The organism is Parasedimentitalea nitratireducens (assembly GCF_057444295.1).
Genome location: NZ_JBYAXC010000003.1, coordinates 166,387 through 192,318 on the forward strand (window position 1 = coordinate 166,387; position 25,932 = coordinate 192,318).

The following is a 25,932-nucleotide window of genomic DNA, read 5'->3' on the forward strand; positions in this document are numbered from 1 at the left end:
CAAGCACGCACCCTACGGTGATCTGTCTTACAGACCTGCGTTGATTGCCTGTGCAGCGTCGATCTTGTCCTGACCTACATCGTCAGCAAACTGCGACCAGACCGGCATCATGGTTTCAACCCACTGCTGGCGCTGTGTGGCGTCCAGCTGACGGATGGTACCGCCGGCTTCGACGATTGCAGCTTTTGCCGCTTCGTTGACTGCAAAAGCCTCGCTGTTGCGGGTCTCGGTGACTTCACCCAGGATGGTCAGGAACTGCTCGCGCACTGGCGCGTCAAGGCTTTCCAGCCAGTCCACATTGGTCACAACCAGATAGTCGATGATACCGTGGTTGGTTTCGGTCACGCCGTCCTGAACCTCAAAGAACTTCTTGCCGTAGATGTTCGACCAAGTGTTTTCCTGACCGTCGACAACACCCTGCTGCAGAGCGCCGTAGACTTCCGAGAACGCCATTTTCTGTGGCGAACCACCGATGGCTTCCATCTGCGCGACCAGAACGTCGCTCGACTGTACGCGGAACTTCAGGCCATCTGCATCGGTTGGTGCAACCAGCGGTTTGTTGGCCGACATCTGCTTCATGCCATTGTGCCAGAACGCCAGACCTTGCAGACCACGGCGCTGCATGCTGTCCAGCAGGGCCTGTCCGTCGTCAGAGGCCTGAAATGCATCAACTGCTTCGATGTTTTTGAACATGAACGGCAGATCGAACAGGCGGAATTGCTTGGTGAACTTTTCAAACTTCGAAAGCGACGGGGCCGCCAACTGAACGTCGCCCTGCAACATGGCTTCCAGAACCTTGTTGTCGTTGTACAAAGTGGAGTTCGGGAAAACCTCCATGCACATGGTGCCGTTCATCTCTTCGTTGACTCGTGCTTCCAGCAATGAGGCTGCGATGCCCTTTGGGTGCTTGTCGGTGTTGGTCACGTGGGCAAATTTCACCACGATCTCGCCAGTGTCACAGGCCGCGATTGCTGCGCCAGCGCTGACGGTCAGTGCCATTGCTGTGGCGGCTGTTGTCAAAAATTTCATAATACCCTCCCAGGTAGTCAATCTCCGTCTCTCCCCAACAGAGAGCTCCGAGCGATAGCATCGCGCCAAGCGGAAAGCCGCTCAATAGTTCTTTCCGGAAACATCAAAAATCTGGAATTATTCAATAATTACAGACTACAGGCACAGCGCCAGACCCATCCAACGCTGCGCCAGGGGCAAAGCTGTGCGGTTTTCCACACAAGCAAAACTTCAATTTGTGCGAAATTCCGCACAAAGTTGAAAACCCCCTGGGAACCTGATTCACTCAGTTCAAGCCCTCAAGCCCAAAAAGACTTGTCTTGCCAAGGTTCGGGCACTGTAAGCGTGCCAGCCAATGTCCGCTTCTCGGGGTGCAGACACAATGATCGCCACGCCGGGCGCCATTTTGCAGGCAGAGGATAAGGAGGCGCCACCAAATCGTCCTGACGAAACTCAAACCGACTGTAGTAAGCAGGATCCCCCAATACAAAGACCTGGGCGGTTTCACTGTCTGTCAGCCGCTTCAACCCGTCCCGGATCAGCGCACTGCCAATACCCTGCTTTTGCCGCGCAACCGAAACCGCAATAGGTCCCAACAGTGCAAGGTTTTCAGCTGAACCGTAATTTTCCCCAGCAAGGCCGCACATTGAAAAAATCGCATGCCCGACCAATTCCCCCTCATTGAGAGCGGAAAGCGACAATACATCCTCTCTGCCCGCCAGCAGGTCCTTGACCAAAGGTATCAAATCTTCGTCTGGAAATGCCTCTCGGTAGAGCTGCTCCACATGCCGAAAATGGTCAGGTAAAGCGTCTGAAATTTCGAAACCAAGACTCATAAAAGCTGTCCTTTATTTCACCAGCTACGCACCCGGCCTGCGATAATCCTCGGGCCGGATCCCATAGCGCGCCAGCTTGTCGTAGAAGGTTTTGCGCGGCAGTTTAAGCGCCTGTGCCGCTGCAGCTGCCCGCCCGTTTTGTCGCCCCAAAGCCGCGATCAACAGCGAGCGCTCCACCTGCGCCAGTTGCTCGACCAGCCCCAGTCCCGCCGCCTCGTTGGTTTCTTCTGGCATCCCCAGCACAAACCGCATGGCAGCCGACATCAACGAGCGCGCATTGCCCGGCCAATCCTGCGCCATAAGCGCGGCCAAATGATCCGGGCTGATTTCTGGCGCTTCGATGCCGGCCTGCTCTGCAGCCTGAGCCACATAGTGACGGTATAGTACCGGTATATCCTCGGGCCGTTCATTCAAAGACGGAATTCGCACCCGCATCACATCCAGCCGATAAAACAGTCCGGCATTGAACGTTCCCGCCTCTACCAGATCTGCCAGATTGACCGTGGATCCGGCAATAACCCGGGTACCTGCGCCCTGCTCAAGACGATCCAGCACTGCGTACTGCGTTGCTTCGGGCAAGGCCGAAACCTCATCAATAAAAATCGACCCGCCTGCCCCAGCAGTGCACAGGTCGTTAAAACCCTCAGCGCTCAGCCCAGCCCCGGGCCGTTTGACAAACGGTCCCTGCGCCACCTGAGACATCAAGTGCACCACCTCGGCCACCTTGGAAATACCACTACCCGCCGGACCACTCACCAAGACCTCAGCCCCAGTCGGCGCCACACTCCGCACCTTGTTTCGCAGCTCATCCGCTTGAGGTGAGGTGCCAAACAGGATCCGCGCTGCCGGATCACCACGCTCTAGCTGAACCTTCAGCCGCCGGTTTTCCAATACAAGAGCGCGCGTCTTCAAGGCGCGCTCCAACACGGCAAGCAAATCCGTCGCCGCACAGGGTTTTTCAAGGAAATCAAACGCTCCGTGTCCCATCGCTTTTACAGCCATGGGAATATCGCCTTCACCGGTTAACAAGATCACCGGAAGTTCTTCGTCCACCCCGTGTGCGTAATCCAGCAAATGAAAGCCATCCCGCCCCGGCATCCGAATGTCCGATACGATGACCCCGTCAAATTGCGGCGTAATGTGATCCTTGGCCACAACAAAGGACGCAGCCGTCACCGCGTCCAGATCGTTCAACTCTAGCGTCTGCGCCAGCGCATCCCGCACTGCGGTGTCATCGTCAACAAGCAACACTTTGCGGGTCATGCAGCGTCTTCCTCAGTCCAGTATTCCAATTCCACGGTGAACATAGCCCCGCGCTCAGCGTTGGCTCCACGGATGTTACCGCCAAAGCTCTGTACCAATCCGTATGAAATGGACAGCCCCAGCCCCATTCCTTCGGAACTTCCCACCGCCTTGGTCGAGTAAAACGGTTCAAACACCTTTTCTGGCTCTTTGATGCCCGGCCCAATATCACGCACCGTCACCATCAGCTGCTCACCGTTGTTAATTTCAATACGGATATGGCGATCGTCCTGATCCAGCATGGCATCGGCTGCATTATTGATCAGGTTGACAAATACCTGTGCCAACCGCACTTCCCCCCCCCAAGCATAGACCGGGGCCTTATGCTCGGCCGGGCTCCACGCCAAAGTAACTTGATCCGCCTTCAATCGCGCCTCGGTCAGTTCCGCCGCCGTATTGATCACCTGCACCAGATCTACCCGGCTAATCGGTTCACTTTCGTTACGGGCAAAGGCGCGCAGGTTCTTGATGATCCGCGCCATTCGCGTCGCCATGTCAGAAATCCGGCCAAGGTTTTCTCCGGCCCGCTCCTCCTTACCTTTGCTTAGAAAAGCACTGCCATTATCAGCATATTGCTGAATCGCCATCAGCGGTTGGTTCAACTCGTGACTAATACCAGCTGACATCTGGCCCAACGCCGACAGTTTCCCAGCCTGAACCAGTTCTTGCTGAGCCAGCTTTAACGCCGCCTCGGCCTCCTGGCGTTCTTTGATTTCACGGCGCAAATGGGTATTGGTCGCAGACAGCGCCCGCGTCCGTTTAGCCACCCGGCTCTCCAGCACTACGTTGGCCAGCGCCAGCGTTCTCCGCCGCTCAGTCGCTAGAAACAACAACGCCCCAAAGGCCAGAAACATTGCGGCCAGCGCCGCCGCCTGCAGCGTCGCAATGCGCCGTGCCGGGCTAGTGTCGAGCAGGATTTCCCCAACCATATCAATCACCGGCAGTTCAACCGCCTGATGCAGGGCTTGCTTGGGCAGGTATCTCCCCCAACCCAACTGCCAAATGTCATGCCCGCCCACCTGATGCGCCGAGAATTCAACGGCTTCACCGTTCTTTGGCCGTAATCCCGGTTCGTTTACTCGACGTTGCCAGAACAACAGTTCAGACCGGTTAGAGATAAACACTTCGCCACTGCGACCTGTAAAGAACACCGCAGGAAGCGAACCTCGCCATGTTTGCTCAACGTCTTCTACATCCGCGACGACAATCAACGCGCCGCGCACCAGTCCGTCTTCGCCAAAGTCCGGCGCGGCATAAAAAAAGGCGCGCCTGTTCAGCGGCTGCAGAACCTCATGCCCTTTACCCAGTGCACCATATGTCGCGCGCGCGAAATACTCGGCCCCTGAGACATCCGGTCCTGTAATTCCTCTGGCTGCAACCAAAACCCGGCCTGTCGCATCGGCATAGAATACATCCAAAGCCGCTGTATGATCTGCCACCTCGCGCAGCAGCTTAGTAGCCAGACGACGATCCTCCACACCCTGCAGCTGCCCAAGCACCGGATGTCGCGCCATCAGCACTGCCAGTTCCTGATACACCTGCAACTGGGTGCTGACCCGATCCGATGCCAGCTCTAGATCGGCCTCCCCCTGCCGCGCCAGCGCATCCAGCGCCTGACGATAGCCATAGGACCACATTGCTACTGTCACAGCCGTCAGTGCGAGACCAAACCCCAGTACAATCCACAAACGATGTCTTTGAAAATTTCTCATTTGTGTACAATAGCAAAGCCACCCTTGCATTGACCAGCCGGGTTGGCGACTGTGCGGCCATGATAACCGTGACCCAATCCCCGACCGATTCCAATTTTGTTCAAAATCCTTACCCGTTCTATGCAACGGCACGGGCCAGCAGCCCGTTGCAGTTCTGGACCGAGTACAACATGCCCGCCGCCTTTAGCTACGATGCCGTACAGGCCTTGCTCAAAGACCGCCGCTTTGGCCGCGAGATCCCAGCCGAGATGGCCAAGCCGGGGCCCGAACATCTGGCCCCGTTTCTGATGACCGAGGCACATTCACTGCTCGATGCTGAACCACCGCGCCACACCCGGTTGCGCAAACTGATCCTGCGCGCCTTTACCTCGCGCGCCATCACTGCGCTCAGCGACGATATTGAAACGCTCTGCCACCAGCTTATTGACGACTTTCCTGACACACCGTTTGATTTGCTCAGCACTTACTGCACTCAGATTCCGGTAATCATCATCTGCCGCCTCCTTGGCGTGCCCGAAGACATGGCGCCAAAACTGCTGCAATGGTCACATGACATCGTGGCAATGTATCAGGCCAGCCGTACAAGTGAGACCGAGCATCGCGCCGCGAGCGCCTCGGCAGAATTCACCGACTTCCTGCGTACTTATATTGACCAACGTCGCAACGACCCGCGCGATGACCTGATCACCCGCCTGATCACCGCCGAGGAAGAAGGCGAGAGCCTCAGTACAGACGAGCTGATTGCCACCTGCATCCTGCTGCTCAACGCCGGACACGAGGCCACTGTGCATAGCATTGGCAATGGAGTGAAATGCCTACTTGAGCACGGTCTGAACCCCGAGTGGCTGAAACCTGAGGGCATCGATCGCACCGTTGAGGAAATCCTGCGCTACGACCCGCCCCTACACATGTTCACCCGCTACGCCTACGAAGAGATCGAGGTCTTTGGCCACACGTTCCAGCGCGGCGATCAAGTGGCCTTATTGCTCGGTGCCGCCAACCGCGACCCCCAAGGCTTTGTCGGTGCCGAAACGTTCGACCCCACCCGCGAGATCAAGACCAACACCGCTTTTGGTGGCGGGCTACACTTCTGTGTTGGCGCACCGCTGGCCCGGTTGGAAATGAAATTTGCCCTGCCGATCCTGTTTGAGCGTTGCCCCAATCTCGCACTGGCGGAACCACCACAGTTCAGCAACACCTACCACTTCCACGGTCTGACCCGGCTGATGGTCACAGCTTGAGTCTTGCCGGGGTCAAGGATGGCCAAAGGCCACCGCGCCCTGGCGCGGCCTGTCCTTGACGCTGGCACGACTTAACACAAACTCGACATGGCGCATTAAGGACAAACTTGCCCTTAATCGCTTCTCAACACATATTCAGTTCTTTCACCCAGCTCCATCCTATCGGCGGCACGTCACCTCTCCACGACCTGAATAACAGTGCGCGGAAGCGTTCAATTTGGTTCAGCCTCAGCTCTCCAGTGGCAACATAGTGGTGGATTTAATCTCTTCCATCGAAAGCAGCGCCGTCACATTGTGCACCCGCACCTCTGAAATCAGCGCCTGATAAAAGGTGTCATAGGCCCGCGCGTTCTGTACCCGCACTTTCAGGATATAATCGATATCCCCCGCCAACCTGTGCGCTTCCTGCACCTCCGCGCGATCCCTCAGCGCCTGTAGGAATTTCGCCTGCCAGTCCGCCTCATGCTCAGATGTACGGATCAGCACAAAAAAACAGGCCTCGAACCCCAGTGCCTCGGCATCCAGTACAACGGTCTGCTGACCAATCACCCCAGCCTCACGCAATTTACGGATGCGATTCCACACAGGCGTCTTAGAACTCCCCACATTTCGGGCAATTTCATCCAATGATTGACTGGCATCGCGCTGCAGCTCCGCCAAAATTTTCCGATCCGTGGCATCAATTCGTACCGACATTTTCACTTCCCTCGTGTTTGGCAACTTTTCTACCACTTAGCCCCACAGAATGGAATGCCTGTTCTTATTCACGTCAGCATATAGCAAAGATGTGGGATTATTTCCTATATCTAAGATCAATTCAGTTGCAACCCACGAGGCCGCCATGCTGCACCAAATGCCCAAAACACCCGATGCCCCACACGGCACTGGCTGTATGCAGCCGGGCCAAGTGACATTTGCGGGCTCCGGTCCCGGTGATCCTGACCTGCTGACCGTCAAGGCGCTCAAAGCGCTGCAACAGGCTGATGTAATCCTGCATGACCGTCTAGTCAGCGATGACATCCTGCAACTGGCCGGGCCTTCGAGTGCGCTTCAGGACGTTGGCAAAGAGGGCTTTGGCCCACAGGTCACCCAGCGGGAGATCTGTGGCCGTATGGTAGCGCTGGCCAAGTCCGGCTTGCGGGTGTTGCGCCTCAAAGCCGGTGATCCAGCCATCTTTGCCCGCCTCGACGAGGAACTCACCGCCTGCGATCTGGCTGGCATCACCTACCGCGTCATTCCCGGTATCACTGCGGCCTCGGCTGCGGTGGCGGACATTGGTCAAAGCCTGACCCAACGCGGCCGTAACGCCTCGGTTCGTTTCCTGACCGGCCACGACATGAAGGGCTTTGCCGATCACGATTGGGCTGCACTGGCCCGCTCCGGTGAAGTTGCTGCGATCTACATGGGCAAGAAATCCGCCCGTTTCATCCAAGGCCGCCTGATCATGCATGGCGCCGACCGCAATACACCTCTGACCATCGTAGAAAACGCCTCACGCGCCGACCAGCGCGTGTTGGAAACAACCCTAGACAAACTGCCCGATGATCTGGCCGACGCCGAATTTAACGGCCCTGCCCTCACCCTCTTTGGTCTGGCGCCCCGTGCCAGCCTAGCCGCCCTTACCGATCTCAAGCTGGAGCATGCATAATGGCCCGCGCCTTTACCCCTAAAGTGATCACCGCCAACCACCTGATCGAAGGCGATGTGATCTATCTCACTGTCGCTGACACCTGGAGCCGTGATCTGGCCGAGGCCGAGCTAATCACAGACGAGGCCCACGCCCAGCTGCGCCTGCTCGACGCCCAAAGCCAGCCCGCCACTGTTGTTGGCGCCTATCTGGCTGACGCAGTGTCTGGCGACAACGGCCCAGAACCCACCCATTTCCGCGAGGAGTTCCGCCGCACCGGGCCTTCGAACTATGCCCACGGCAAGCAGGAGGCCCTGGCCCATGTATAAGTACAACGACTTCGACGCCGCCTTTCTGGCCGAGCGCAACGCCCAGTTCCGTGCCCAGGTCGAGCGCCGCATTGACGGCTCTCTCACCGAGGACGAGTTCAAACCCCTGCGCCTGATGAATGGCCTGTACCTGCAGCTTCATGCCTACATGCTGCGTGTCGCTATTCCCTATGGTTCGCTGAACTCAGGCCAGATGAACACATTGGCCTTGTTGGCCGAAAAGTGGGACAAGGGCTATGGCCACTTCACCACCCGTCAGAACATCCAGTACAACTGGCCCAAGCTAAGCGACGTGCCGGACATGCTGGACGCGCTGGCCGAAGTTGGCATGCATGCCATCCAGACCTCGGGCAACACTATCCGCAACGTAACCGCCGATCACTTCGCCGGTGCCGCTGCCGATGAAATCGAAGATCCGCGCCCCGTGGCCGAGCTGATCCGCCAGTGGTCCACCGATCACCCGGAATTCCAGTTCATGGGCCGCAAGTTCAAAATCGCAGTTGGCGGTGCTGCCAAGGACCGTGCAGTGCTGAAAGCACACGATCTGGCGGTGCGTGTTGTTCAGAACGATGCTGGAGAGATCGGCTATCAGATCCTGATCGGTGGCGGTTTGGGACGCACCCCGATGATCGGCAAGGTGATCAACGAGTTCCTGCCCCGTGCTGACCTGTTGCCTTACCTTGAGGCGGTGGTCTCGGTCTGGAACCAAATCGGCCGTCGCGACAACAAGTACAAGGCCCGCATCAAGATCACCCTGCACGAGCACGGCATGGATGACATCCGCGCCCGCGTCGAAGAGCGTTTTGCGCTGATCAAGCCAACCTTCCAAGGTGCTGATCAGGAACTACTAGCCGAGATCAAATCTCATTTCGCAGCTCCCGCATTCCGTTCAGGCACGACCGCAGTCTATGAAACATCTTACAAGGTTGACCCAGTGTTCCGCTCCTGGGCTGACACCAATCTGGCCGAGCACCGGGATCCCGAGCACGCGATCGTCACCATCTCGATAAAGAAACACGGTGCCACCCCCGGCGACGCCAGCGCTGAACAGATGCGAGTGATGGCCGATCTGGCTGCCGAATACGGCTATGACGAGCTGCGCATCAGCCACGAGCAAAACGTGATCCTGCCGCACGTCCACAAATCGGACCTGCCTGCGATCCACGCCAAGCTGAAACAGCATGGCCTGGGCACAGCCAACATCGGGCTGATCTCGGACATCATCGCCTGCCCCGGCATGGACTATTGCGCACTGGCCACCGCCCGCTCGATCCCGGTTGCAGAACAGCTTGCCCTTCGCTTTGACGAGCTGAAGCTAGAGCATGACATTGGTCATCTGCAGATCAAGATCTCAGGCTGCATCAACGCCTGTGGTCACCACCATGTGGGCCACATCGGCATTCTGGGTCTGGATCGCGCTGGTGTGGAAAACTACCAGATCACTCTGGGGGGCGACGCCACTTGGTCTGCTGCGGTTGGCGAACGCGCTGGCCCTGGCTTTGCCTATGACGAAATCGTCCCAGCGGTGGAACGCATCGTAGCGGCCTATCTTGAACTGCGCGACAGCCCCGAGGAAACCTTCCTCGAAGCTTATCGCCGTCTGGGATTGGCACCATTCAAGGCTGCGCTCTACCCAGATGCGCAACAAAAGGCTGCGTGATCCGATGGGGGATTTGGACAACAACAAGGCCTGGGGCGCATCCCCCAGTGACCTTCTCAAAAAGGATACGCTGGCGGATCGTGTCGCAGACTTGAACGCCCGCTACCGTCATCATTCGGCCAATGCGGTCATGCAAGGCGCCCTGCAAGACGTGGGCCGGATTGCACTGGTCTCAAGCTTTGGTGCCGAATCCGTGGTGCTGCTGCATATGGCTGCGGTGATCGACCCAATGACGCCGGTTTTGTTTGTCGATACCCAACTGCTGTTCACCGAAACCTTGGTCTACCAAAACGAAGTTTCAGAACGGCTGGGCCTGAAAAACTTGCGGATCATCCGGGCCAAGGATATCGCCGAGAAAGACCCATACGGCGCGCTTCGGTTCAGCGACACAGACGCCTGCTGCGCCCTGCGCAAAACCGCGCCGCTGCAACAGGCCCTAACCGGCTACAACGGTTGGATTTCGGGTCGCAAACGGTTCCAGGCTGGCAGCCGCGCGGCGCTTGATTTTTTCGAGGTAGAAGAAACCCCGGATGGCGCCACTGGACGGATCAAGGTCAACCCATTGGCCCATTGGGCGCCCGAAGACGTGCGCGCCTACATGGATGAAAACAACCTGCCCCGTCACCCACTGGTGGCCAAGGGCTATCCTTCGATCGGCTGTGCGCCTTGCACCTCGCCTGTCAAAGAAGGCGAAGATCCCCGTGCCGGACGCTGGCGCGATCAGAACAAAGAAGAATGCGGCATTCACGTCTTGGATGGCCAGTTTGTACGCACAGGAGCATGAGCAAATGACTATTGTCGTAACAGATAGCGGGTTCAGCCCGAACACCCTGACCACCGACCCGGACGATACAAACGTTCTTGATCTGGCGCCGGATACCAACCCAGCAGACATCGTTGGCGCCCTTGATGGTATTACGCTGGTCCGCATCAACTTCCCCAGTTTTGCCGACGGTCGCGGCTTTACCATTGCCAAACAACTGCGCCTGAACGGATATACCGGCCACCTGCGCGCCTATGGCCATGTGCTAGCTGATCAATATGCCATGGCCCGCCGCTGTGGCTTTGATGATGTGGAAATCGACGACGAACTGGCGACCCGCCAACCCGAGGACCAATGGCTGGCCCGCGCCAACTGGCAACAACACAATTATCAAGCCCGCATGCGTGGAGGGTCTTCGGCTGCGGCCTAAGCCGACATTTACCGTCAGAAAAATGGGAATTCCGGTGCCGCAACCCACGCGGTTGCCGGTTTTCTTCGAAACACCCCCTTTTCCTGACCCATATCAACGATTAATCAGAGGTGTCGGCTATGCAGTCGGCAGTGTAACCGATGAACGAGATAACCCCTGTGACCGATGCCGCCACCAACGCCGAGCCTGTAAAAGCCGTTCCAACCCTTCCGGACGCCCAGACCGTCACCGCGGTCAAGCACTGGACAGACAAGCTGTTTTCCTTCCGGGTGACCCGCCCCGCCTCGATGCGCTTTCGCTCGGGCGAGTTCGTGATGATCGGCCTGATGGGCGATGTGAACCCAAAGACCGGCAAGCAAAAACCACTGCTGCGCGCCTATTCCATCGCCTCTCCCTCTTGGGATGACGAACTGGAGTTTTACTCAATCAAGGTGCAAGACGGCCCGCTGACTTCGAAACTACAGCACATCCAGGTTGGCGACGAAATCATCCTGCGCCCCAAACCGGTTGGTACCCTGGTGCATGATGCCCTGATCCCCGGCAAACGGATCTGGTTCTTCGCCACTGGCACTGGCTTTGCCCCCTTTGCCTCGCTGCTGCGTGACCCGCAGACCTATGAGGACTACGACGAAGTCATCATCACCCACACCTGCCGCACTGCGGGTGAGCTGACTTACGGTGCCGAGCTGATCGAAAATCTCAAAAAAGACGAGATGATGATCGAATTGCTTGGCGAAGAGAACCTGAACAAGATCCGCTATTACCCAACAACCACCCGCGAAGAGAGCCCCAAGATGGGCCGCATCACCGATCTGATGCGCTCGGGCGAGGCCTTCACCGATCTCGGCGTTGATCCAATCAACCCCGACAGCGACCGCGCCATGGTCTGCGGCAACCTGGCTTTCAACCTTGAAATCAAGGACATGCTCGAAGACTACGGGTTGGAAGAAGGCGCCAACTCCAGGCCTGCTCAATACGTAGTTGAAAAAGCCTTCCTCGACTAAGCTCCCCTTATCACAAACAAAAAGGGCGCCCTCTTTGCCAGAGGACGCCCTTTGTCGTGTCTTCAAGCCAGCTTACATGCCCAAAGCGGCTTTAACCTGATCCAGAGCAGCGCTCAGAAGTTCCGGGTTGTCTTTGGCCTGGGTAACTGCAGTGGTCAGCATCATTTTCTTGGTCTCGTCCAGCGACGAGCCTGAAATCATCTCTACAACCCTGTCGAGATCAAAACCATCAGCCGTCAACAGACCCGCAGCCGCGTCCATAGCAGACGTTGCAGCACCACTGGCCGCCTCACTCGCAGCAGTTGCTGTTTCGGTTGCGGCTTCGGCTGCGTTTGATGCTGCCTCGCTCGCCTGTTCAACAGCTTCGCTTGCTGCTTCAGTTGCAGTCTCGGTAACTGCGGTGGCTGCGTCAGTTGCGGCAGTTGCAGCCTCATCGGCCACAGCAGCGGCCTCGGCACCTGCATCAGTTGCGGCTTCCACTGCGTCCGTCGCGGCCTCTTGCGCGGCTTCCGTTGCACTTTCAACAGCTTCACCCACCGCTTCAGTAGTTGCTTCAACAGCATCAGTGGCAGCTTCAGACGCTTGCTCAGCCGCTTCTGTCGCCGTTTCCACAGCGTCATTTACAGCCTCTGTCGCAGTTGCGGCAGCGCCTTCCGCAGCTTCAGTTGCCTGCTCCAGAACACCAGGCTCAACAGCCTCAGTCGGCACTTCCATTTTTGTATAATATACGTAGCCGCCAATAGCAGCAGCCCCAATACCCAGCGCAATCACAGCAGGTTTCATCAATCAATCTCCTTGGTAGTGTTTACAATAGTCACGACGCAAATTTCACACATCGTTTGTGAGATGCGAAATGGCCCTACCCGGACACCACCTCAAGGGGGAAAAATCGGATTGCTACCTCAACGGCCAAACTTGGCCGATGCGTGAATTTCCGTAAAAACAAACAAAAACTACCCTTTCTGGTGAACTTCGTTGCCACATTGTCGGAAAGATGCCTTGAAAACCTCACTCTCCCCGGTCATACGAAGCAAACAGCTTGAATCACGCGCCTGAGAGCGTTACTTTTCAGGTAATTTCACGCAATGACAAAAGGATTCCCGTCATAGCCCGCAGACCTCACAATGCGCCGCCGCAACGCGACACCGGCCCGCGCGTCAACGAAAAAATTCGTGGTAGCGACCTTCGCTTGATTGGTGCCGATGGCGACAACGTCGGTGTAGTAACACCCGCCAAAGCCATGCTCATGGCACAGGAAGCCGGATTAGATCTGGTCGAAATCTCGCCCAATGCCAACCCGCCCGTGTGTAAGATCATGGATTTTGGCAAGTTCAAGTATGAACAGCAAAAGCGGGAAAGCGAAGCGCGCAAGAAGCAGAAGATCATCGAGATCAAAGAGGTCAAATTCCGGCCCAACACTGATATCCATGATTACGGCGTCAAAATGCGCAACGTCTATAAGTTCCTGGAAAACGGCGACAAGGTAAAGATTACCCTGCGTTTCCGTGGCCGCGAGATGGCCCACCAGAACCTGGGACGTGAACTGCTGGAGCGTGTGGCTGTCGACATCAAAGAACACGGCAAAGTCGAAAACATGCCCAAAATGGAAGGCCGTCAGATGATTATGCTGATTGGTCCACTGCCTAGATAAGACGCTAACAACCGTTAGAATTTCAAACGCCCTCGCTGCCACCCAGCACGAGGGCGTTTTTGTTTTCTCACCCCCCTAGCGCGCATCCACAATAACGCAAAAGGCCGCCCGAATGGGGCGACCTTCCACCAATTGCAATGAGTGGCGTCAGCCTGCCGCGGCCACCGCCCTCTTGGTCATCACGCCAACCAGATGTGCCCGATACTCCTTGGTTCCATGTAGATCGCCAATCATACCTGATGGATCTAGTGTCAGGCCTGCAATCGCATCTGCCGAGAAGTCTGCATCCAGCGCAGCTTCGGCTTCGCTCCAGCGAAACACACCTTCCTCGGATCCGCCAGTCACCGCCACTCGCACGCCGTCGGCATGCTTGGCGACAAACACCCCCACAAGCGCAAAGCGCGAAGCTGGTTGCACAAACTTCTGGTAGTTTGCCGCCTGCGGCACCGCAAACTTCACCGCGGTGATGATTTCACCCTCATCCAGTGCAGTGTCGAACATGCCCTGAAAATAATCATCCGCCGCAATCTCACGGGCATTGGTGACAATAGTCGCCGCCGAGGCCAGCGCCGCCGCCGGATAATCCGCCGACGGGTCGTTATTGGCCAAAGAACCCCCAATGGTACCGCGATTGCGCACCGCTGGATCGCCAATGTGACCGGCCATTTCAGCCAGTGCCGGATAGCCGCCAGCCAGCGCTGCAACTTCGGCATGGGTCACTGCTCCACCAACGCTCAACGAACTACCGTCAGCCGACACGCCCTGCATTTCGGCAATACCGCTCAGGCTCACCAGTTTGGCCGGGCTTGCCAATCGCTGCTTCATGGTCGGGATCAGGGTCTGCCCCCCACCCAAGACCTGCGCCTCTTCACTTGCCAATGCCGCTACCGCATCCGCAACCGATGAAGGCTTCTCAAACTCGAAATTGTACATTTCGCTTCCTTCCTCAGACAGCCTGGATCCTTACGGATCCCTGCTTCATCTGGCTAAAAATATCCCGGGGGTCCGGGGGCTGCCCCGGCGCTCCCAAACCATCACCCATTCATCGCGGCCCAAACCCGACCGGGGCTCAGCGGCATATCGATATGGGTTACGTCCTTACCCGCCGACTGCAGCGCATCGACCACCGCATTGACCACCGCAGGGGGTGACCCAATGGCCCCAGCCTCACCACAACCCTTAACGCCCAGTGGGTTATGGGTGCAGGGTGTCTGGCAGGAATGATCCACCGCATAGTATGGCAGGTCATCAGCACGCGGCATCGCGTAGTCCATATAAGAGGCGCTCAGCAACTGACCGTCCTCATCATAGACACAGCCTTCGAGCAGTGCCTGGCCGATACCCTGACCAATGCCACCATGCACCTGACCATCCACGATCATCGGATTGATGATATTGCCAAAGTCATCCGCAGCCGAGAACCGTTCGATGCTGACCTTGCCTGTGTCTGGATCTACCTCAACCTCGCAGGCATAGGCCCCTGCCGGATAAGTAAAGTTGGCCGGATCATAAAACGCGGTCTCCTCCAGCCCCGGTTCCAGCTCTTCAGCCGGGAAGTCATGGGGAACATAGGCTTTGAATGCAACCTCGCCAAAGGCGACCGACTTATCAGTACCAGCAACGCTGAACTGCCCATCCTTGAACTCGATATCAGCCTCCGAGGCCTCCATCATATGAGCGGCGATCTTCTTGGCCTTGTTGATAATCTTCTCGGTCGCACGCACAATGGCAGACCCACAAACTGCGAGCGATCTTGATCCATATGTTCCCATGCCAAAGGGAATTTTGGACGTGTCACCATGCACGATTTCGATCAAGCCTTCGTCGATACCAAGCATTTCGGCAACCACTTGTGGAAACGCCGTCTCGTGTCCCTGTCCATGGCTATGGGCGCCAACCATAACAGCAAGTGTCCCCGTCGCGTTTACTCGAACGGTGGCCGCATCATACAACCCGACCCGCGCGCCAAGTATGCCAACCAGATTAGACGGTGCAATTCCGCAGGCCTCTATGTAGCTATTGATGCCAAGGCCGCGAATTTTCCCGTTGGCTTCACTTTCTGTGCGACGGGCTGCAAAGCCAGCCAAATCGCCGATCTCTTCAAGCTTATCCATGACCGCGTCGTAGTCGCCGGTGTCGTACTGTAGACCAACCGGAGATGCATAAGGGAACTGATCCGGTTTGATAAAGTTCTTGCGGCGTATGGCTATGGGGTCAATTCCCAGTTCCCGCGCACATTTGTCGATTACGCGCTCAATCGAATATGTCGCCTCTGGCCGACCGGCTCCGCGATATGCATCAACTGGGGCTGTGTTTGTGATTACAGCCTTCAGGTTCACATAGACGTTGGGAACAGTGTAGTTGCCAGCCATAAGCGTGCCGTGCAGAAACGTAGGTGTCACAGTCGCAAAGTTGGACAGATAGGCCCCAACGTTGGCCAATGTTTCCGTGCGAATGGCGATAAAGCTGCCATCCATTTCTGTCGCAAGCTCGATTTTGGTGACATGATCGCGCCCGTGGGCATCAGTCAAAAAGCTCTCGCTACGATCTGCGGTCCATTTCACCGGCCGTTTGAGCCGTTTTGCAGCTGCAAGAACCAAAGCCTCTTCGCCATAGTGGTAGATTTTTGACCCAAATCCGCCACCAACATCAGGCGCTATAACCGTCAGTTTGTTCTCGGGGATTCCCATCACAAACGCAGAGATCAAAAGCCGCGTGAGGTGCGGATTCTGCGAGGTTGTATACAGTGTATATTCACCGGTTCCCGGCTTGTAATCCGCAGTGGACGCCCGAGGTTCCATTGCGTTGGGAACCAGACGGTTGTTCACCAGCTCAAGCGTCGTCACATGTGGCGCGTTCTTAATCGCTTCATCTGTTGCCGCACGATTGTCTTCTATCCAACCCCAGTCAAAACACAGGTTGGTTTCAATTTCATCATGTACCAGTGGTGCACCCTCGGCCAGTGCAGCGGCAGAGCTTGCAACAGCCGGCAATTCATCAATATCTGCATTGATTGCTTCAACGGCGTCGCGGGCTTGTTCATATGTTTCTGCTATGACGGCGGCATAGGCGTCCCCAACGTGACGCACCTTGCCATGCGCCAACACAGGGCGCTTTGGCTCTTTCATCGGTGTGCCATCGCGGCTTTCGATGTACCAGCCAGCCGGGTTTCCGCCGACCTCAGCAAAATCTTCGCCAGTAAACACCGTCAAGACACCAGGCATGGCCTCGGCAGCGGAGGTGTCGACGCTGTTGATTTTGCCATTGGCAACGTTCGAGCGTGCAAATGCAGCGTAAGCCTGCCCATGCAGATTGATGTCGTCAGTATAACTTCCAGTTCCGGTCAGGAACCTTACGTCTTCGCGCCGCTTTGGACTGGCGCCAATGCCGTTGTCTTTTGGCATGCTTTAATACTCCTCCCTGGACGGTGCCCCGTGGCGCACCCCTTGGTAATACTCGGTATCAAACACGGGTCGCCCTCCCTCTGGCATCCCGCAAAACAACTTTCTATTCGGCAGCAATCGCCGAGACGTCCTGCCCGCTGGCAGCCATGATCGATTTGACAATATTGTGGTAGCCAGTGCAGCGGCACAGATTGCCCTCAAGGTAATCGCGCACTTCCTGCTCTGACGGCTTGGAGTTTTCACTCAACAGCGCTGCCGCCGACATCACCATACCCGGCGTGCAAAATCCGCACTGGAGCCCGTGATGTTCCTGAAACGCCGCCTGAATGGCATTCAAGCTCCCATCCGCAGCCGCCTGCCCTTCGATGGTTGCCACCTCGGCCCCCTCGGCTTCGAGTGCCAGCATGGTGCAGCTTTTTACGGCATTGCCATCCACATGCACAACACAGGCACCGCACTGGCTGGTATCGCATCCCACATGTGTTCCGGTCAGGCCCAACTGCTCGCGCAGGAATGAGGACAGCAACGTGCGCCCCTCAACCTCTCCGCTGGCGGTCGTTCCATTCACGGTCATTGTGACCTTGGTCATGAACTCCTCCTTTAGCTATTTTAGTTGGCTAGGGGGAGTTAAGCACGGCTTTGCCAATCTGCGAAACACTTTCAGGGTGTTATCGAAAAATAACATGTGTACATTCTATTTGGCGTTAGCTGCCTTCAGACCGCCGCGGCATAGGCCGGGTTGGGATTTCTTTAAGCAATCCGCCAACACCCATGCCCGCAATATCAGCACTGGTAACATCGATCCCGCAGATCACCCGTTCCAACACCCAATCCGCACCATTCAGCGCTGGCGAACGCGCACAGCCTGGCAACCCAATCACCGGCTTGCCGTTCAAATCGCCCAAAAACAACAGATTGCCCGGATCCACAGGCATACCAAACCGCGTCACCTTTCCACCAGCCAATCGCAAGGCCTGCGGCGCGACATCCATAGGGTCCGAGGTGGCCGAGCCAGTCAAGATCAAGACAATCTCACCGGCAGCCTGCGCAACAGCGGCAGCGATATCGGTTTCCCGGTGCGGAACAACCACACGATCATCCAGCAAGATACCCATCCGCGAAAGTCGCCCAACCATCGCTGCGCGCCCCTTCTCCGGCGGGATATCCTTGGTCACCCGCGTCTCGATTAGCGTAGCCGAAGCGTAATCAGGAGGCATCACCCACATCGCGCCTTCCGACCCTGCACAGGCCTGTTCCAGCGCCTGCTCTGGCACCGCATAGGAAATGATCTTGATCGTCGCCACCATGCCATCGGCATCCACCCGGTGGAAATCCGGCACAGTTGCAATGGAAATCATCGGGTCTACGGCATTGATAGTCTCAATGCGTTCTCGATCCAGCCGCAAAACACCGCAACCCGTGGCATAGAGATTCACCCGGCCCGCACCGGCCCCAGAGATCCGCAGGTTTTGCCCGGTCTCATCCACAACAATGGCCTGCGCCAATTGCAATGCCGCTGCATCCTCGTGGACATCCCCCGGTTCAAGACGCGAGATGGTAACTTCTGACAGACCTTCTTCCCGCAGATCACCCAGATGATCTGAGGTCAGACATGTCCCTTTTGGAATCCGATAGCTAAACTGCAACCCATAGGGTTTCCGGGCCGCTTCAACAGAATGCGCCAAAATGGCACCTTCCGCCTCAGACAGGGGTACTGATCCAAATTTCACGCAGCTTTCCCTCGCAACACAGCCGTCATCTCAGCCAGGATAGACACCGCAATTTCTGCCGGGCCAGCAGCCCCGATATCAAGCCCAACGGGCCCATGAATTCGGCTGATCTGTTCATCGTTAAATCCAGCCGCCAACATCCGGTCCACCCGCTTGGCATGGGTCCGTTTCGAGCCCAGCGCTCCAATGTAAAAACACTCTGCTGTCAGCGCGGCCTGTAACGCCGGATCATCTAACTTGGGATCATGGGTCAACAAGACCAGAGCGGTGCGTGCATCCAACCCCAGCTTGGCCACGGCCTCATCTGGCCAATCTTCCAGAATAGTCTCACCGGGGAAACGATCACCATTGGCAAAGGCCGTACGAGGGTCGATCAAAACCGGATCATACCCCACAATCCGCGCCATCGGCACCAGCGCTTGGGCGATGTGTACCGCGCCCACACAGATCAGTCGCAGCGGTGGGTTGTGAACCCCGACAAAGGTTTCATCGTCGTCGGCCATTCCTGAGCGGTCCATCCGCATCCGGTCCGCATGACCATCATGCAGCAACCGGCGCACGCCGCTTTCGATGTTCACCTCATAGGCCAGCGCCTGTCGCGTTTGCCGGGCTGCAACAAGTTGCTCCAGCAGATCCAGCGGCAAGGCGGAACCCACAGGCTCCACCAGCACCTTGATAGTACCACCACAGGCCAGCCCCACGGCAAAGGCGTCCTCGTCAGACACCCCATATTCCAGCAGACGGTGTTCACCTTCTTCCAGAGCCTCCATCGCCTCAAGCACAACCGCGCCTTCGACACAACCGCCCGAAACCGAACCTTCGAAAGAACCATCATCGCGCACAACCAGCATTGATCCTGCGCGGCGTGGCGCTGAACCCCAGGTCTGCACCACCGTGGCCAAGACAACGCCATGCCCAGCGCGATGCCAGTCCAAGGCTGTCTCGGGCGCATTCTCAAATCGCTTGTCTGTATTGCTCATGGGCTCCTCCGCTTGCGCAGTATGACCCTATCCAGCAGGGACGTCTGCCTCAAAACGCAAGGAAGTAATATTGTGCTTGGAAATGTCGTGACGTTTCTAAGCTCTGACACCGCTCGCTCGACCAAACAACGTCAAAGCAGGTCCATCAATCGGGCCTTTTCACCGATGTCGTCAGGACTGGAAATCACCCGCGCCAGCTCTTCAAGCGAGGCAATCGAATGCCCTGCGCGAAAGCTGTCTACATGGGGCAGCATGGCCCGGATGCCTTGGGCTTTGGGGGCAAAGCCTTCCCAACGCAACAGCGGATTGAGCCAGATCAACCGACGCGATGATAGCTGCAACCGCTGCATTTCCTTAGCAAGTGCATCTGGATCATCCCGGTCCAACCCATCGGTGATCAGCAAAACCACTGCTCCCTGCCCCATAACCCGGCGCGACCAGTCACGATTAAACTCATGTAAGCATGCCCCGATCCGGGTGCCGCCTTCCCAGTCCTGCGCCTCTGCCCCCGCAGCAGCCAATGCCACGTCCACATCCCGCTCTGCCAGATGGCGGGTGATATTGGTCAGCCTGGTGCCAAAGGTAAAGCCATGCACTTTGGCCCAGCCCGCACCTTTGGAATTCGACACCCCATGCAGGAAATGCAGAATGATGCGGCTATATTGGCTCATCGAGCCGGAGATATCACAGAGCACCACCAGATTAGGCCAGCGTATTCGCCGTTTGGCCCGGGCCACGGTCTGGATCTCTCCGCCCATGCGCGTAGCATCCCGCAGGGTCCGCCGCCAATCCGGGCGATGACCGCGCGGTGCAGCGATCAATCGGCGGGATTTCAGCGGCTGCACCGGCAGGCGCATCTGCGACAAGATCCGCTTGGCTTGGGCCACCTCTTCGGTGCTCATCTGCTCAAAATCAAGTGAGCGCAGCCTTTCCTCAGCTGACATGGTCAGGCTGGCGTCAAACTCGATCTCGGTGCCATCCTCATTCTCAATACTCTCAAGGTCTAGCTGAGTACCCTCCAGCAATGCCTCGGCCGCGCGTTTCTCACCGGGCTTGGCAGGCTGTTCTTCTTGCACACCGCGCACCGAGGGCATCAGCATCGCCATCATATGTTCTAGAAACTTCGGATCGCGCCAATACAGCCGAAACACCTGCGCAAAGACCACGCGATGTTCGGGCTTGCTGACAAAACAGGCATGCAGCGCCCAATAGAAATCCTGTCGGCTGGTAAACCCTGCCGCGGCCACGGCCTCAACCGCATCCACCACCCGCCCCGGCCCAATCGGCAGGCCCGCTTTGCGCAAGGCGCGCGCGAAATGAGTGATGTTCTGCGCCAACTTGGGTTTCTCCGGCAGATCAAGCGGCAGGACCTCAGGCACTCTCCCCCTCCTCGCAGCAGAGACCGTAGATATATTCGGCGGCCTCGCGCGCGCTAAGACCGTCGACAGCTATGTCTACACAACCTTCTGGCCGAAGCAGCTCTAGTTGGTCACGGAACCCAAGCAGGACTTCAGCATCCATCAGCTTTCCCCGGTCTTTTCGTTCAGCTGCAGTCAAACGCCTCACATTTTCCGCTTGCGAGAGAGACAGGACAAAAGAGAGAAATCGGCCACCACGATTTTCTGCAAGTTCCTGAGTTGGAGCAAAAAGGGCCCGGTCTGCCGGACTTTCCGCAAGTGCATCCGTCAGGATCAACGGCACATCTGGCGGAAGAGACAAAGCAGCCCCATAAATCACCGCGCGAATTTTCTCGCGTAATTCTTTATGCTCCTCTTGCCGACGGTCGAACAAGGCGCTGGCTGGGTTCAGGATCAAGTGGTTGTCTATCACCCGCCCTCCGCAGAGTTTTGCCAACTCAGCTGCTATGGTGCGCTTACCTGATCCTGGCCAGCCACCGATATGAATGGTGAGAGGATGATGCATCAGCAGCCTTCGCGGAGGCTCTTCCCCCGCACTCCCGGGATAGCTCCCGCCAGATGAAGGATCATGTCGCCTCCAAACTGGCTCGTGCTTGTTCAAGTATTCGCTTAGCCTCAGACCCTTGTAGCTTGGCTATGTCATCCTGATACTTCAGCACCGCCCCCAACGTGTCCGAGATCACCTCGGGCGACAAGTCTACTACATCCAGCGCCAACAAGCAGTTGGCCCAGTCGATGGTCTCTGCCACCCCCGGTTTCTTAAACAAATCCTCGGAGCGCAATGCCTGCACAAACGCAACCACCTCGCGGCTCAACTGGGCGCTCACCTCAGGCGCGCGGGCCTGTAGGATTTCCACCTCGCGCGCGAAATCCGGATAATCTACCCAGTGATACAAGCAACGGCGTTTCAGGGCATCATGCACCTCGCGGGTGCGGTTCGAGGTCAGGATAACAATGGGGGGCTCGGGTGCCTTTATGGTGCCCAACTCGGGGATCGTGACCTGAAAGTCCGACAAGGCTTCAAGCAGAAAGGCCTCAAACGGCTCGTCCGTCCGGTCCAATTCGTCGATCAGCAGCACAGGCGCGCCGTTTTCATCCGGGCGCAGCGCCTGCAGCAGCGGGCGTTCAATCAGGAACTCATCCGAAAACAGTTCCGCCTGCAATGCACTGCGATCAGCTGCCCCTGCCGCCTCGGCGGTGCGGATCGCCACCATCTGCGCCGGGAAATTCCATTCATAAACAGCTGACGAGACATCCAACCCCTCGTAACATTGCAACCGGATCAGGCGGCGGTTCAGCCCGGCGGCCAGCGCCTTGGCGATCTCAGTCTTGCCAACCCCGGCTTCGCCTTCCAGAAACAGTGGCCGCCCCAGCCGCAGTGCTAGAAACACCACCGTGGCCAGCGCGCGCCCGCAAACATAGCCCTGATTGCCAAGCAGGTCCTGCACCTGGTCGATTGTCTCGGTCTGCTGCATCTGTCCCCTCCGGTTGCAGGCCAAACAGGCCACGGCCCAGCGGATGCGTCAAGTACCGAGTGTTGACGCCCGCCGCCTTGCGATGCGATGACACAGGAACCGATTTGCCCGGTCAGCCTGCCAAAAGAGAAATCTATGCGTTATCTTGCCATTACCACCCTACGCAACGAGGCTGCATTTCTTCTGGAATGGTTGGCGCATCACCGTGCGGTGGGGTTTACCGACTTTCTGGTATTTTCAAACGACTGCCAAGATGGCACCGACACCCTGCTGGACCATCTGCAAGATCTTGGGCAGCTGACCCATGTCCGCAACGACGGTCCCTATGACAAACACGGCATTCAGTTCACCGCAATGAAGACAGCTGACAAGCACCCACTGGTGCAACAGGCGGATTGGATCCTGACACTGGACATAGATGAGTTTGTCAACATCCACGCGGGTGACGGAATTCTTTCGGACCTAACCAACGCCATGCCGCAAGCCGATGCCATCACCCTGACCTGGCGGTTGTTCGGCAATGGCGACGTGGTGCGCTATCAGGACCAGCCGGTGGCATCCCAATTCACCCGCTGCGCGCCCGAGGTTATTCACTGGCCCTGGCGCGCTGCCATGTTCAAGACGCTGTACCGTAACAACGGCACCTATCGCAAAACCGGCGTTCACCGCCCGCGCAATGCCGACAAGGACAAATTGAAAGAGTTTCGCTGGTTTGATTGCGAAGGCCGCGAGCTCGGCGCTGACTTCAAAACCAAACGCCTGTTTTCCAACTATGGGCAACCCAATTTCAAGCTGGCGCAACTGAACCATTATGCCCTGGGCGCGATGGAAAGCTATGTGGTCAAGTCTGACCGAGGCCGCGTTAACCACTCGGATCTGCCCTTAGGTATGGACTACTGGGTTGAACGAAACTTCAACACCGATAGCGATGTCTCAATCTCTCGCTATGCAGATGAAACTACGGCTTGTTTACAGGACCTTAAGGCAGACAAAACCCTTTCCAGCCTGCACAAAAGCGGCGTTGACTGGCGGCACGAACGCTTTCGCACGCTTATGCAGCAAGAAGATTTTCGCAGTCTGTTCAGCCGCTTGATGATGACGCCGCCCTCTAGGCTGATCAATGCCACCACAGCCCGCACACTGACCCAATTTGCCCAGCAGGGTCAGCCCCCGAAAAATAGAATACAATGGGGATAGCCGGAAAACTGGCACGAGTTTTTCCCAATTTAGCCGTAATTTGCACCTAGTGGTTACTCTGATTAACCAGCCCATGTTGTGGCTGGACTATGAGGAATGCATCGATGCAGGACGGACTGGAAAATCTGGACGAAAGCCTGGCGGGACTCGCACCGGATCAGTGGCGCAAGCGCATGGCTGAACTGGCCGAGCAAAATGGTATGTACCAGCCGCTTGGCGACAAGCACTTCGCCACCTTCATTGACCAGGACAGCACCCTTCTCGTCACGTTTGAGACCATTCAAGGCATACAAAGCCTATCTGAGCAGGCCCAGCCCTTGGGTTTTGATCTGGTCAAAAATCTGGGCTGGTCTCACCTGTGTTTGATTTCAGACGGGGATACCTGGTTCCGAGAGAACCGGATCTACGGGTTCTTTGATCAGTTGATCGATGACGGGTTCTTTGAAGAATTTGACAATGTGGTCTTTTATGGCGCCGGCCCCTGCGGCTACTCAGCTGCGGCGTTCTCCGTAGCTGCCCCGGGTGCAACCGTGGTTGCAATTCAGCCTCAGGCGACGCTTGATCCACGCATGTCCGAATGGGACAACCGATTTGTTGAAATGCGCCGCACCTCGTTTACCGATCGTTACGGCTATGCCCCTGATATGCTCGACGCTGCGGATCACGCCTTTGTTTTGTATGATCCTTACGAACAATTGGACGCGATGCATGCCACCTTGTTTGCGCGCTCCAACGTCACCCGTTTGCGACTGGCAAATATGGGGGATGCTCTGCAAACCCGGCTCATCGAGATGGAAATTCTCTACCATACACTGGCTCTTGCCGGGGCTGGAAAGCTTAGCTCAGGCCGGTTCTGGAAGCAGTATCGTGCCCGGCGCAAGAATATGGCCTATCTGCGCCGGATGGTGTCGCGCCTGGACCAAGACGACCGCCCCTATCTAACAACTTTGCTGTGTCGCAATGTTGCTGAACGGATGCGTGCCCCACGATTCCGTCGGCGCTACAAAGCGCTGGAAAAACGTGCGACCGCAGGTGAGTTCAACATGCCAACAAGAGCCTAAAGTCCAAAGTGCTGCCCTGCGGCGGCACTTCCCCTCGCAACGTCCATATGCTAGGGCGGCGGAATGACCCAGAGCCTAACCATCGCCCGCCCCGACGACTGGCACCTGCACCTACGTGACGGTGCCATGTTGAATGCCGTCCTGCCCGAAACAGCCCGTCATTTTGCCCGCGCCATCATCATGCCCAACCTGGTGCCGCCAGTGGTGACAGCGGCCCATGCCGCCGCCTATCGCGACCGCATTCTGGCTGCCCTGCCCGAAGGCATGTCCTTTGCCCCGCTGATGACCCTGTACCTGACCGAGGACACCGACCCGGCAGATGTTGCAGCAGCTTATACAAGTGGATTGATCAAAGCGGTCAAGCTCTACCCGGCTGGGGCCACCACCAACTCGGCCAGCGGTGTTGCGAACTTTGAGAACGTGCGCCCTGTGCTCGACAAGATGGCCGAGATTGGCCTGCCCTTGTGTGTGCATGGTGAGGTCACCGACGCTGACATCGACATCTTTGACCGCGAGGCGGTGTTTATCGATCGCGTGTTGGACCCGATCCGCAAGGCCACTCCGGGCCTGCGCGTTGTTATGGAGCATATCACCACCGCCAATGGCGTGGACTATGTGAAATCCAACGATCAGGATCTGGGCGCCACTATCACCACCCATCACCTGATCATCAACCGCAACCACATTCTGGTTGGCGGCATCAAGCCCCACTACTATTGTCTACCCGTCGCCAAACGCGAAGAGCACCGTCTGGCCCTGCGTGCAGCCGCAACCTCTGGTGATGCGCGTTTCTTCCTTGGCACCGACTCGGCGCCGCATACGGATGACAACAAAGAAAGCGCCTGTGGCTGTGCCGGTTGCTTTACTGCCACCAACACCATATCGCTGCTCGCTCATGTGTTCGAAGAAGACGGCGCATTGGACAAGCTCGAAGGCTTTGCCTCGAAAAACGGTCCTGCCTTCTACGGTCTGCCGGTGAATACGGAAATCCTGACCCTGACCAAACGGGACGCGCCCGTTAGCTTCCCGCAGAACATCGCGACGGAAGATGGCCCTGTGACCGTGTTCGACCCCGGCTTCGCGGTTCACTGGGCGGTCGACTAA

At 57.2% G+C, this 25,932-nt stretch carries 25 protein-coding genes; 11 read left to right on the forward strand and 14 right to left on the reverse strand.

The features are described from left to right. Positions 1–27 precede the first annotated feature (27 nt). The 4 genes from AC2T28_RS11440 to AC2T28_RS11455 form a co-directional block, all read right to left on the reverse strand. A complete protein-coding gene (locus AC2T28_RS11440) occupies positions 28–1,029 on the reverse strand; it encodes a DctP family TRAP transporter solute-binding subunit (RefSeq protein ID WP_486749121.1) in 1,002 nt (333 codons plus the stop codon). Between the two features lie 278 nt (positions 1,030–1,307). Then, positions 1,308–1,844 carry a GNAT family N-acetyltransferase gene (locus AC2T28_RS11445; RefSeq protein ID WP_486749122.1) on the reverse strand — a complete coding sequence of 179 codons (537 nt, stop codon included), beginning with the start codon at positions 1,842–1,844 and terminating at the stop codon, positions 1,308–1,310. A gap of 24 nt (positions 1,845–1,868) precedes the next feature. Next, positions 1,869–3,107, reverse strand: a complete 1,239-nt coding sequence (locus tag AC2T28_RS11450) for a sigma-54-dependent transcriptional regulator (protein WP_486749123.1) — start codon at positions 3,105–3,107, stop codon at positions 1,869–1,871. Continuing rightward, complete coding sequence (locus AC2T28_RS11455; RefSeq protein ID WP_486749124.1) at positions 3,104–4,858, reverse strand: sensor histidine kinase; 1,755 nt, start codon at positions 4,856–4,858, stop codon at positions 3,104–3,106. Before AC2T28_RS11455 ends, AC2T28_RS11450 begins: the two co-directional genes overlap by 4 nt. Positions 4,859–4,917: 59 nt before the next feature. Between AC2T28_RS11455 and AC2T28_RS11460 the strand changes: the two genes are divergently transcribed. Continuing rightward, positions 4,918–6,099, forward strand: coding sequence for a cytochrome P450 (locus AC2T28_RS11460; protein WP_486749518.1), 1,182 nt, complete (start codon positions 4,918–4,920; stop codon positions 6,097–6,099). 228 nt (positions 6,100–6,327) lie between these two features. Here AC2T28_RS11460 and AC2T28_RS11465 read toward each other — a convergent pair whose 3' ends face one another. After that, positions 6,328–6,795: an Lrp/AsnC family transcriptional regulator gene (locus AC2T28_RS11465; RefSeq protein WP_486749125.1), complete on the reverse strand. Its 468-nt coding sequence runs from the start codon at positions 6,793–6,795 to the stop codon at positions 6,328–6,330. Between the two features lie 145 nt (positions 6,796–6,940). On the opposite strand from AC2T28_RS11465, the gene cobA reads away from it, so the two are divergent. The 6 genes from cobA (at position 6,941) to AC2T28_RS11495 (ending at position 11,912) form a co-directional block, all read left to right on the forward strand. Further along, complete coding sequence (gene cobA, locus AC2T28_RS11470; protein WP_486749126.1) at positions 6,941–7,747, forward strand: uroporphyrinogen-III C-methyltransferase; 807 nt, start codon at positions 6,941–6,943, stop codon at positions 7,745–7,747. Then, the gene (locus AC2T28_RS11475) at positions 7,747–8,055 is read left to right on the forward strand and encodes a DUF2849 domain-containing protein (protein WP_486749127.1); all 309 of its coding nucleotides are present in this window, start codon (positions 7,747–7,749) and stop codon (positions 8,053–8,055) included. The genes cobA and AC2T28_RS11475 overlap by 1 nt, the downstream gene beginning before the upstream one ends. Then, entirely contained in the window at positions 8,048–9,715 is a 1,668-nt protein-coding gene (locus AC2T28_RS11480; RefSeq protein WP_486749128.1) for a nitrite/sulfite reductase, read from the forward strand. The genes AC2T28_RS11475 and AC2T28_RS11480 overlap by 8 nt, the downstream gene beginning before the upstream one ends. Positions 9,716–9,719: 4 nt before the next feature. Then, positions 9,720–10,499, forward strand: coding sequence for a phosphoadenylyl-sulfate reductase (locus AC2T28_RS11485; RefSeq protein ID WP_486749519.1), 780 nt, complete (start codon positions 9,720–9,722; stop codon positions 10,497–10,499). 4 nt (positions 10,500–10,503) lie between these two features. After that, positions 10,504–10,908, forward strand: coding sequence for a DUF934 domain-containing protein (locus AC2T28_RS11490; RefSeq protein ID WP_486749129.1), 405 nt, complete (start codon positions 10,504–10,506; stop codon positions 10,906–10,908). 140 nt (positions 10,909–11,048) lie between these two features. Beyond that, complete coding sequence (locus AC2T28_RS11495; protein ID WP_486749130.1) at positions 11,049–11,912, forward strand: ferredoxin--NADP reductase; 864 nt, start codon at positions 11,049–11,051, stop codon at positions 11,910–11,912. A gap of 72 nt (positions 11,913–11,984) precedes the next feature. Here AC2T28_RS11495 and AC2T28_RS11500 read toward each other — a convergent pair whose 3' ends face one another. Continuing rightward, positions 11,985–12,695 (reverse strand): translation initiation factor 3, encoded by a 711-nt coding sequence (locus AC2T28_RS11500; RefSeq protein WP_486749131.1) that lies wholly within the window; start codon positions 12,693–12,695, stop codon positions 11,985–11,987. 256 nt (positions 12,696–12,951) lie between these two features. On the opposite strand from AC2T28_RS11500, the gene infC reads away from it, so the two are divergent. Then, positions 12,952–13,563: a translation initiation factor IF-3 gene (gene infC / locus AC2T28_RS11505; RefSeq protein WP_486749132.1), complete on the forward strand. Its 612-nt coding sequence runs from the start codon at positions 12,952–12,954 to the stop codon at positions 13,561–13,563. A gap of 147 nt (positions 13,564–13,710) precedes the next feature. Here the strand turns inward: infC and AC2T28_RS11510 are convergent, their stop codons facing one another. From AC2T28_RS11510 to AC2T28_RS11545, 8 genes are all read right to left on the reverse strand, one after another. Continuing rightward, entirely contained in the window at positions 13,711–14,496 is a 786-nt protein-coding gene (locus AC2T28_RS11510; protein WP_486749133.1) for an FAD binding domain-containing protein, read from the reverse strand. A gap of 101 nt (positions 14,497–14,597) precedes the next feature. After that, complete coding sequence (locus tag AC2T28_RS11515) at positions 14,598–16,967, reverse strand: xanthine dehydrogenase family protein molybdopterin-binding subunit (protein ID WP_486749134.1); 2,370 nt, start codon at positions 16,965–16,967, stop codon at positions 14,598–14,600. 103 nt (positions 16,968–17,070) lie between these two features. After that, positions 17,071–17,556 carry a (2Fe-2S)-binding protein gene (locus AC2T28_RS11520; protein WP_486749135.1) on the reverse strand — a complete coding sequence of 162 codons (486 nt, stop codon included), beginning with the start codon at positions 17,554–17,556 and terminating at the stop codon, positions 17,071–17,073. 115 nt (positions 17,557–17,671) lie between these two features. Further along, a complete protein-coding gene (locus tag AC2T28_RS11525; protein ID WP_486749136.1) occupies positions 17,672–18,697 on the reverse strand; it encodes a molybdopterin-binding protein in 1,026 nt (341 codons plus the stop codon). Then, positions 18,694–19,677: an XdhC family protein gene (locus AC2T28_RS11530; protein ID WP_486749137.1), complete on the reverse strand. Its 984-nt coding sequence runs from the start codon at positions 19,675–19,677 to the stop codon at positions 18,694–18,696. The genes AC2T28_RS11525 and AC2T28_RS11530 overlap by 4 nt, the downstream gene beginning before the upstream one ends. Before the next feature lie 131 nt (positions 19,678–19,808). Then, entirely contained in the window at positions 19,809–21,056 is a 1,248-nt protein-coding gene (locus AC2T28_RS11535; protein ID WP_486749138.1) for a vWA domain-containing protein, read from the reverse strand. After that, entirely contained in the window at positions 21,049–21,600 is a 552-nt protein-coding gene (locus tag AC2T28_RS11540) for a P-loop nucleotide/nucleoside kinase family protein (RefSeq protein ID WP_486749139.1), read from the reverse strand. Before AC2T28_RS11540 ends, AC2T28_RS11535 begins: the two co-directional genes overlap by 8 nt. Before the next feature lie 61 nt (positions 21,601–21,661). Beyond that, complete coding sequence (locus tag AC2T28_RS11545) at positions 21,662–22,570, reverse strand: AAA family ATPase (RefSeq protein ID WP_486749140.1); 909 nt, start codon at positions 22,568–22,570, stop codon at positions 21,662–21,664. A 135-nt stretch (positions 22,571–22,705) separates the two neighbouring features. On the opposite strand from AC2T28_RS11545, the gene AC2T28_RS11550 reads away from it, so the two are divergent. The 3 genes from AC2T28_RS11550 (at position 22,706) to pyrC (ending at position 25,932) form a co-directional block, all read left to right on the forward strand. Next, positions 22,706–23,767, forward strand: a complete 1,062-nt coding sequence (locus AC2T28_RS11550; RefSeq protein ID WP_486749141.1) for a glycosyltransferase family 2 protein — start codon at positions 22,706–22,708, stop codon at positions 23,765–23,767. A 104-nt stretch (positions 23,768–23,871) separates the two neighbouring features. Then, a complete protein-coding gene (locus AC2T28_RS11555) occupies positions 23,872–24,828 on the forward strand; it encodes a phosphoadenosine phosphosulfate reductase (RefSeq protein WP_486749142.1) in 957 nt (318 codons plus the stop codon). A gap of 63 nt (positions 24,829–24,891) precedes the next feature. Next, complete coding sequence (gene pyrC, locus AC2T28_RS11560; RefSeq protein ID WP_486749143.1) at positions 24,892–25,932, forward strand: dihydroorotase; 1,041 nt, start codon at positions 24,892–24,894, stop codon at positions 25,930–25,932.